Origin of the sequence: Clostridium celatum DSM 1785, assembly GCF_000320405.1 — a bacterium.
In the GTDB taxonomy this organism is placed as follows: Bacteria; Bacillota; Clostridia; order Clostridiales; family Clostridiaceae; genus Clostridium; species Clostridium celatum.
The window spans coordinates 3,545-6,060 of record NZ_KB291711.1; the positions used below are offsets into that span (position 1 = coordinate 3,545).

Annotated in this window: 1 protein-coding gene; it reads right to left on the reverse strand. The window is 31.8% G+C overall.

The genetic code is table 11. The annotated features are described in order from the left end of the window. Positions 1-2,516, reverse strand: a 2,516-nt coding sequence (locus tag HMPREF0216_RS14880) for a glycoside hydrolase family 101 beta sandwich domain-containing protein (protein WP_005215986.1), incomplete at both ends; no start/stop codon positions are given.

Below are 2,516 nucleotides of genomic sequence, written 5' to 3' on the forward strand. Positions count from 1 at the left end.
ACACCATTTGATGCTTCTAAAGCTATAGCTAACTTATCCCAAGTTGATGCTATATACTTGCTTGAATCTAAAGCTTCTATTCTTTCTATTAAGCTTATTAAGTTAGTTTTATCTCCCTTTTGGAAAGATAACATTTGCATTGCTTTAGCTAATCTATCAAATGATTTTTCTACTTCAGCTTGAGTAGCTTTATTGTTATTTAATATATCTTGTGCTTCAGCAATTGCTGCTTTAAACTCTTCAACAACAACTGGTACAACATTAGAAAGTTCAGCTTCAGTTACTTTTAATGCTTCTTCTACTGCTATTTCTAAATGAGCCTTAAATGCATTTTCTTCTTTTTCTTCTAAAGATTTAATTGCAGCTTCTAAATTAGTTGTTGCAGTTTTAACCTCTTCTTCAGTCGCTTCTTTATCTGCTAAAACTGAATTAGCAGCTTCTAAAGCAACAATTAGATTAGCCCAGCTTTCTTGAGTATAATCACTTTCTATTAAAGTATCTACTTTATCAACTACAGCTTGTAATCCTGATTTATCTACTTCAACTACTGGTGGAATTTCATTTTCTACTTCTCCAACCTTTATAGTTACTGTATTAGATGAAATTGTATTTCCATTAGATGTTACATTTGCAGTAATAGCAGTTACTCCATTTGTTAAGCCCACTAATTTACCGTCTTCTATTGTAGCAATTTCATTATTATCAATAACATATTCAATTGTAGCATCACTTAAATCTGCTTTAGAACCATTATTCATTAATCCATTAACTAAAACTAATGATAAATCTAATTCTTCTCCTACAGCTACTTCATTAATTGATAGGCTTAAATTAACTTTATTTAATACTGGATTTTCTACAGTTGTATCAATTTCAGAAACATAAATATTATCTAAAATTAAATCTGCATATCCTGAACCCTTATCTATTGAAATATAGTAATCATCATTGTTTCCAGTTGTAAATGTAGTAGTTCTTTCTTCTACATTAGTGTATTGTCCACTTGCAACATTTGTAGATGTTAAAGGAATACTTACTATAGTTCCAGCTGTTCTAGATTTAATATTTACAGTATATCCTGGAGTTGCATCTGCTAAAGAGTATATGAATCCTAATTCATAAGTCTTATTAGCTTCTAATTTAAATGTAGAATCATCAGTTACTAACATTTGTCCTGTTTCACCTGATTGTTGGTTAGTCTTTAATGAGAATCTACCATCAAGTACCCAAGTCATTTTTTGTCTTCCAAGTAAATCTTTTTCTGCTAAGTGAGATCTATTTGAAGTTCCTCTTCCTGGAGCTAAGAAGAATGGAGTAATACCTTCATCTACGTTTTCAAAATCTTCATAGAATACATATCCATCTTTATTAGTTTGTCCTGGATGTTCCCAAATTCTAAAGTCATCTACATATACTGTTCCATTTCCTTCTGCTGCATCAAGAGAAATGCTTGCAGTAGTTACACCAGCTGGTACAGTAACTTCAACTTCCATTCTTGTAAACTTATCATTTAAATATTTATGACCTTCACCTTGTCTTGCAAATGCATCTAATGTAGTTACGTTAGTAACATTTACATCACCACAATCAACAGTTAAAGTAACAGTTCTCTTATCATTATTCTTAACCCATGCAGAAATTGAATAAGTTTTTCCAGATTCTAAGCCTTCAATTTCTTGAGATATAGTTCCTTGCTTATTAGTTATAGCTACTACATCATTACCAGCTCTGCTTGTAAGTGTTTCATTAACAAATGTTATGTGATCTGTATTTCCTGAAGTTGATGTCTTAGACCAAGTATTCCATTCTTGAGAGTCAAATCCTGGATCTTTTATTTGTGAACCATAACCCCAATCATCTATTCTATCTTGAGCTACTTCTCCTTGAGTTATTATATAAGGAGTATTTTGTTCAACATCTAAAGTAACTTTTCCATCAACAATATCTACAGTTCCAACTTCAACTCTACCTAAGTCAGTTAATTCATAAACATGAACGTTAGATAATCCTGACCAAGAATCTGGTACATCCCATGTTGAAATAGTTCCAAATGGATTCCAGTGGTAAATCTTAGTATCTTGTTCTTCATCGAAGTTCCATTCTAAGAATAAATTAGTTTTACCCATACCAGTTGATCCGATTGTACTTTCTGGAGTAGTTGCAACCAATTTACCATCTTTATAGTAATTAATGTCTGCACCTTCTCTTACAGCTCTTAAATCTTCATTGAATAATACTTCATCATCAGTCATTTTCATAATATCAAAATGTTGCATATACTTAGTAGGTAATACTTGATTATAGAATGTATCCATACCATTAGTACCTTCTAAAGCATGTTGATTACCCCAACCATTTGCAAGTAAGTGCTTATTCCCCTTTAATAATGAATTAGATAAGAAACCATCCTTAGTAGAGTTTCTTACAAATCTTAAAATTTCACTTGTTCCTCCTTGGTTTGGATAAGCAGGGTCTGCTCCCCAGTGAGTCCATGTTACGTGTTCTTCAAGTGGACT